The sequence below is a fragment of the Herbiconiux sp. genome, from assembly GCF_023264895.1.
GTDB lineage: Bacteria > Actinomycetota > Actinomycetes > Actinomycetales > Microbacteriaceae > Herbiconiux.
This window is the reverse complement of sequence record NZ_JAHFUY010000008.1, coordinates 1-6,685: the sequence shown is the minus strand read 5'-3', so window position 1 is coordinate 6,685 and position 6,685 is coordinate 1. Positions and strand designations below refer to the sequence as shown.

Below are 6,685 nucleotides of genomic sequence, written 5' to 3'. Positions count from 1 at the left end.
CCGCCGGAGCCGTCGCCGCCGGAGCCCCCGCCGTTGCCACCCCCGCCGTTGCCGCCGCCACCGCCACCGCCGTTGCCGGCCGCGAGCACGGTCACCGGGGTCCACCCCGCGAGCGCTCCCTGCACCGACTCGAACGCGAGCGAGTGCTCCGCCGAGGCGGCGCCGGCCGGCACGAGCCCAGCCGGAACCGGCACCGAGACCGCGCCCGTGGCATCCGCCTGCACCCAGCCGGCCCCGGTGGGCGTGGAGAACCACCAGGCGTAGTACCAGGATCCGGGCTCGAGGCCCGTGGCCGTCGCCGTGCCGCCTGCCTTCACGCCGCCTGCGGCCGACGTCCCGGCAAGCGCGACGTCGCCGCGCGAGTCGTCCGTCAGCTCGGCCGAGCCGGGCTCGCGGGCGATCGAGGTGTCGAGCACGGCGACGTGGGTGAGGTCGAGGTCGAAGCGGTACTCGATGCCGAGCGCGCCGTGGCCCCACAGGCCCTCGAGGTCGATGGTCGCCGTCCAGGTCGAGCCGTCGAGCGTGAACTCGCCGCGGCGCGGGTCGTCCTGCTCGTTGGAGGAGTAGACGAAGCCGACGCTCTCGAGGTCGATCGCATCCGGGACCGTGAGGGTGACCGAGTCGCCCGCGAGCAGCAGCCAGCCGTCGTCGGTGGGGAGCGCCGGGGTGGCGGTCGCACCGCGCGGCAGCGGATCGCCGAGACCCGACTGCAGCGTGGAGGTCTCGCCCGGGAACACCATCGCGCCGCGGATGAACGCGTCGGAGTACCCCGCGGGCGGGTTCGTGACCGAGAGGTCGTAGTAGCCGGGAGGCAGGTCGCCCGCGAGCGCGACGCCGTTCGCGTCGGTCACGAGGTCGAGCATGGTGCGGGTCTCGGCGTGGTTGACCAGCGAGACGTCGACGCCCGGAAGCGGGGTGCCGTCGGGCGCCGTGAGCGTGAACTGCAGGCTGCCGGGTGCGAGGAGCTCGGCCGCGATGCCCGGGATGTCCTCGGCCGAGACGACCTCGAGCGGGGTCGCGTCGGCCACGGCGGAGGCGTTCTGCCAGTACTCGTCGATGATCCACTGGCCGTGGTAGCGCGTGTAGAAGGCCAGGCGGTGCTCGCCGGGCGCCGTGTGCACGCGGAACGTGCCGTCTCCGTTCACGAAGGTGGCCCCGTACTCGGCCTCGAACGGATCCTCGGGCGGCGCCTCGTCACCGGTGAAGGGCACCACGACGGTGTGGGTGGCGGGTGTCGACCCCGTGAGGGTCGCGAGCACGACGGTCCCCGAGATCTGGCCGGCGGGGGCCAGCGCGGAGTTCACGAACAGGGTGTCGGAGGAGGGGTTGACGCGCACGGGCTCGGCGTCGTCGAGGCGGAGGGCGTCGGGGTAGTAGGCAGGGCCGTAGCCGTAGGGTGCGGCATCCGACGCCGTCCAGAAGGGCTCGAAGTGCACGGCGTAGTCGCCGGCCGGCACGTTCTCGATCGTGTAGGCGCCGTCGGCGCCTGCCGTGCCGCGGTACTCGAAGCCCTCCTCGGGTTCGATGGCGTAGATGTGACCGGCGAGCGGCTCGCCCTGATCGCTGAGGAGGAGACCCGAGATCGAGCCGGCCGTGGGTGAGGGGTCGGGCGCGGGCGCCGGATCGGCAAGGGCAGGCCCCGCGGGGCCGGCGAGCGCGAGAGCGCTCACGAGCGCCCCCGCGAGGGCCGTGGTGACGGCCGAGGCGGCCCACCTGGACACATGGACGGCGCGCAGTCGCTTCACAGCAGCTCTCCCCCGGGAGTCGATGCCCGGCCTGGACGGCACGGGCGCGCCTCGACTCTAGCGACGGGCAGCACCGCTCCGAGCGGCGGTCACGGGGATCCCCGTGGTGCCGGCGCGGGATCAGCGCGGGTGGCGGTTGCGGGGATCGCGCGGGTCCCGGCGCGCACGCGGCCCCGTGGCGCGGAGGGCGCCCGCGAGCCCCGCGACCGTGAAGACGAGGGTGGCGATGAGCACGACTCCCACGGGCAGCGTCCACTCCCCTGTGGCGTCGTGCACCGCGCCGATGAGCGCCGGTGAGGTGGCGCCGAGGGCGTAGCCGACGCCCTGCACCATGGCCGAGAGCCGGCGGGCGTGGGTGCCCGTCATGGCGAGCTGCACGATGAGCATGAACACGACCGTGATGCCGCCGCCCTGCGCGACACCGCCGAGGAAGCCCCAGGCCAGCCACGCGTCGGGGGCCAGGATCATGCCGAGCGGGAAGCTGATCCAGAGCGCGGCGACCGCCCCGAAGGTCACCGGGATGCCGATGCGCTGCGAGATCAGCGGCACCCCGAGCGCCCCCACCACGGCGGCGATCTGGAACACCGACGAGCTCGTGCCCGCGGCCGACGCCGAATAGCCGACCTCGTCGACGAGGATGCTCGGCAGCCATGCGGTGAGGCCGTAGTAGGAGAAGGCCTGCCCGGCGAAGGCCAGGGCGAGCAGCACCGCCGAGAGGTTCCGCCAGGTGCGCGGCTCGGGGGCCGCGATGGGGATGCCGCGCGTGTCGATGGCCACGGTGTCGAAGGCGCCGGTCTCGATGGCGGGCTTCAGCGGGCCCCAGCGGAACGCGGCCCTGCCCGTGGCCACGAGCCAGGCGGCCGCGGCGAGCACCACGAAGCCGATCCAGGCGGCGAGCGCCCCGCGCCAGCCGAACGCGGCCGCGAGCGGCACGGTGGCGAGGGTCGTGATCATCGAGCTCACGTTCATGGCCGACGTGTACGCGCCCGTGACGATGCCCACCCGGGCGGTCGGCACGTCGCGGCGGATGATCACGGGGATGACGACGTTGCCGATCGTGATGAAGGCGCCCATCACGATGGTGCCGACGAACGTGGCCTCCACGCCGCCGGCCGAGCGCACGATCGATCCGATGCCCACCCCGAGGATGGCGACCGTGGTGGCGACGTTCGCGCCCGCCTTGCCCACGAAGATCGACGCGAACGGTGTCATCACCGCGAAGCACAGCACGGGCAGGCTCGTGAGCAGACCGATCTGGGCGGCGCTGAGCGCGAGGTCCTGGCCGATCTCGCCCGAGACGGGGGCGACCGCCACGATCGGGCCGCGGAGGATGAAGCCGATGCAGACGATGCCGGCCACCAGCAGCCACGGGAACCCCGAGCGGTTCGGTCGATCCATCGTGAGAAGATCCTCATTCCCGGGCACCGCCGACGCCCTCGGCGGAGCGTCGTCGGCGGGTGGTGCGGGGCGAGACCTACTTTACGCCGGACAACGACCGACGGCGCACGAGCAGGATCACGAGCCCGGCCACGACGGCCAGCACGACGACGCCGGCGAGCGCGACGGCCCCTTCTACGCGCGCGAGCCGATGGCCACGGCCTGAGGTCGGGGTCCGCTCCGTCGCCCGGCTGAGGCTCTGGCGTCGGCCGCCGCCGGAGCGGGCACGACCCAGCCAATCTCGACGGGCCGGCGCCGGCGCTGCAGGGCCGCCGCCGAGAGCAGCAGGCTGACCAGGAGCAACAGCGCCATGACGATCAGGGCCGTCACGACGGTGCCCCCCGATCCGCCCGTGAAGATCGCCTGGATGCCGGAGACCGCATAGCTCAGCGGGCTGATGGCGCTGATGGCCTGGAACGGACCGGAGAGGATCTCGACCGGGTAGAGACCGCCCGTGGAGGCGAGCTGCAGGGCGAGCAGCACGAGCGAGACGATCGCGCCGATCCGGCCGAAGGCCGTCGCCAGCAGCTGGTGGAAGGCCATGAACGCGAGAGCGACCACCAACGAGAAGCCGAGGGTCGCCGGCAGCAGGCTCCACTCCACGCCGAGCGCGAGGTGCAGGAAGGCCACGATCGGCACGACCTGCAGGGCCGCGAAGACCGCGGCCCGCCCGAAGGTGCGGAGCGTCAGGCGGCCGGTCGACACCGAGGAGGCGAGGACGCCGGCCGAGAACGGGCGGAGCCACAGGAACAGTGCGAGCGCGCCGAGCCAGAGCGCGACCGGCAGCAGGAGCGTGGAGACGACCTGACCGATCTCGCCGACCTGGTTCTGACTCGTGACGTCGACCGTCACGGGCTGGGCGATGACCTTCGCTGCCGCCTCGGGATCGTCGGAGACGTTCGCCGAGAGCTGGTCGGCGCCGGTCGTGAGGCCCTCGGCGAGGGTGGTGGCGCCGTCTCCGAGCTGACCGGCACCGGATGCGATCTGCTGGGCACCCGGCACGGTCTGCGCGAGGCCGGTGCTGAGCTGGCCCACGCCGTCGGCCAGCTGGGTCGCGCCGGGGGCCGTCTGCGAGAGGCCGGAGGCGAGCTGGCTGACGCCGTCGGCGAGACCGGCGGCGCCGGTGGTGAGGCCGGCGCTGCCGGCGGACAGCGCTGCGGCCCCATCGGCTGCGCCTGCGATGCCGGTCTTGAGGTCGGTCAACCCGGCGCCCCCTACGGCCAGTCCCGCGCTCTGGGCGGAGAGTGCCTGCAGGCCTTGCAGGAGAGCCGGCGACGTCGTGGGATCGGACGCGGCAAATTGAGCCAGCCCGTCCACGCCTGTCGTGTAATCGACGATTCCGTTGCCGAGCGCATCCAACTGCTGCGTGCCCGCCTCGAGCTGCGCGAGGCCGGCGGCAAGTCCGTCCACGCCACCGGTGTACTGCGTCACACCGTTGCTCAGCTGCGCAGCGCCGTCCGCGGCTGCGGTGGCTCCGCTCGAGAGCTGCCCGAGGCCGTCGGCGAGCTCCGAGGCTCCCGTGGTGGCCGAGGCCGCGCCCGAGCTCAGCTGGGTGAGGCCGTCGGTGAGCTGGGTGCCGCCCGAGGCGAGTCCGTCGGCGCCGGTGGCGAGCTGCGAGGCGCCGTCGGCGGCATCCGAGAGGCTCGTGCCCACGGTGCCGAAGCTCGTGTAGATGCCGTTCACCACCTGCGCGGTGATCTGCTGGCCGAAGCCGGCCTGCACGGCGGAGGCCACGGTCGAGGCGAGCACGCCCTGGAGGTAGCCGTGCGAGTCGTCGGTCTCGATGTGGATGAGGCTCTGCTCGGGCGTGGTCGTGCCGAGGGTGTTGATGTCGGCCGAGAAGGTCTCGGGGATGGTGAGCACGGCGTAGTACGTGCCGTCGGCGAGGCCCTTCTCGGCGTCGGCCGAGTTCGTGACGTTCCAGTCGAATCCGGTCTCGCCGCTGCCGGTGAGTTCGGTCACGACGGCCCGGCCGGCGAAGTTGACCGACTCGGTGCCGTCGGGGTTCGTGGTGGTGGTCATCTCGTCGTTGTTGACGACGGCGGCCGGCACCGAGGAGAGGTTGGTGTCGGCGTTCGCGAGCGCACCGGAGAACAGGCCGTTCACCGCGAACGGCGTGAGCACCACGGCGAGCGCGGTGAGCGCGACGAGGACGATCTTCGTGCGGCGGCGGGAGCGCGGGGTGGGGATGGAGGTCGGGGTGCTCATCGGGTGCCCTCCTCGGGCAGGTCGGTCGTGCGGTTCGTCGTGCGGGCGGCAGCCGGTGCGGATGCCCGGGCGGCTGCGGGAGTGGATGCCGGTGCGGCTGCGAGCGTCGACATGGGCACATGCTCGGCCAGGTCGATGCGCACGAGCGGCCGGTCTCCCGTGGGCGCATCCGGAGCCGCGTGCACCGCGTGCAGGGTCTCGGCGCCGAACAGCACCGTGGCATCCGGTTCGGCGATGCCGGCGACGGCCCGCACGAACTCGGGGGTGGTGGGGTGGGCGGCGTCGCCGTCTCCGGCGTCGATCACGAGCACCCTGGCGCCGTCGGCGACACCGAGGGCGACCGTGACGAGCGACTGCGCCATGGGGCTCAGTTCGCCGAGGGTGCGGTGGATGCTGATGGGCCGCTCCACCTCGATCGGCTCGAGGGCGCGGTTGACGCGGTCGACGAGGTGCTCGGCGGCACCCCTCGGCACGGCCCGGAACCAGCCGCGGGCGAGGCGGAGCCGCTCGTTGAGGGCGTCGCCCACGGTGGTGGAGAGGTCGGGGCGACGCGACTCGAGGTCGACCAGGGTCACGAGCTTGGTCACGGCTCCGGACTCGGAGGGCACGCTGAGACCGAGCACCTGGAGGTGGCCGGCGGCCGGCGCGATGCGGCCGGCGATGGCGGCGCCCACGAGGCGGCGGGAGGCGGTGGGGCCCGTGAGTACGGCCACGGCGCCGAGCGGGATGCGGAAGGTCGCGGGCGCTCCGGCGCCTTCGACCTCGAGGCCCTCGGCGCTCACGGCGGCGGGGGCGGTGCCGGTGCCGCTACCGGCGGCGGTGCCGGTGCCGCTACCGGCGGCGGTGCCGGTGCCGGTCCCATCCCCGTCCCCCGTGGCGGTGGCCCGCTCGGTCCACGCGCGCTGCTCGATGTGCTCGCGGAGGCTCTCGCCCTCGACGTCGACGTTGGGCAGCAGCCGGTCGAGCCACTTCGGCAGGTACCAGGCCTTGTCGCCGAGCAGCGTCATGATGGCGGGCACGAGCGTCATGCGCACGAGGAACGCGTCGACCGCGACCCCCACGGCGAGGGCGAGCGCGATGGCCTTGATGGGGCCGTCGCCCTCGGGCACGAACGCGAAGAAGACGAAGAACATGATGAGCGCGGCGGCCGTGACGACGCGTGCGCCGTGCTGGAAGCCGATCCGGATCGCTCGTCGCGCATCCCTCGACTTCACGTACTCCTCGCGCATGCCCGAGACGAGGAACACCTCGTAGTCCATGGCGAGGCCGAAGAGGATGGCCATCAGGAGGATCGG

5 protein-coding genes are annotated in these 6,685 nt (G+C 73.2%); 1 reads left to right on the top strand and 4 read right to left on the bottom strand.

Annotated features, from left to right (window positions below; translation table 11 throughout):
- Nucleotides 1-1,745, bottom strand: a 1,745-nt coding sequence (locus Q0D57_RS00760) for a SpaA isopeptide-forming pilin-related protein (protein WP_291036690.1), incomplete at its 3' end; no start/stop codon positions are given.
- A 120-nt stretch (nt 1,746-1,865) separates the two neighbouring features.
- Nucleotides 1,866-3,143, bottom strand: a complete 1,278-nt coding sequence (locus Q0D57_RS00755) for an MFS transporter (RefSeq protein ID WP_291036687.1) — start codon at nt 3,141-3,143, stop codon at nt 1,866-1,868.
- Nucleotide 3,144: 1 nt separating this feature from the next.
- On the opposite strand from Q0D57_RS00755, the gene Q0D57_RS00750 reads away from it, so the two are divergent.
- Entirely contained in the window at nt 3,145-3,348 is a 204-nt protein-coding gene (locus Q0D57_RS00750; protein WP_291036685.1) for a hypothetical protein, read from the top strand.
- Here the strand turns inward: Q0D57_RS00750 and Q0D57_RS00745 are convergent.
- The gene (locus tag Q0D57_RS00745) at nt 3,318-5,390 is read right to left on the bottom strand and encodes a YhgE/Pip domain-containing protein (RefSeq protein WP_291036683.1); all 2,073 of its coding nucleotides are present in this window, start codon (nt 5,388-5,390) and stop codon (nt 3,318-3,320) included. The genes Q0D57_RS00750 and Q0D57_RS00745 overlap by 31 nt on opposite strands.
- The coding region (locus Q0D57_RS00740) for an MMPL family transporter (RefSeq protein ID WP_291036680.1) at nt 5,387-6,685 on the bottom strand (1,299 nt) is incomplete at its 5' end. The genes Q0D57_RS00740 and Q0D57_RS00745, both read right to left, overlap by 4 nt.

What these genes read in the sequence shown, in the direction of transcription:
- Q0D57_RS00755 (WP_291036687.1), bottom strand. Translation starts at nt 3,143, where the DNA reads ATGGATCGACCGAACCGCTCGGGGTTCCCGTGGCTGCTGGTGGCCGGC.
- Q0D57_RS00745 (WP_291036683.1), bottom strand. Translation starts at nt 5,390, where the DNA reads ATGAGCACCCCGACCTCCATCCCCACCCCGCGCTCCCGCCGCCGCACG.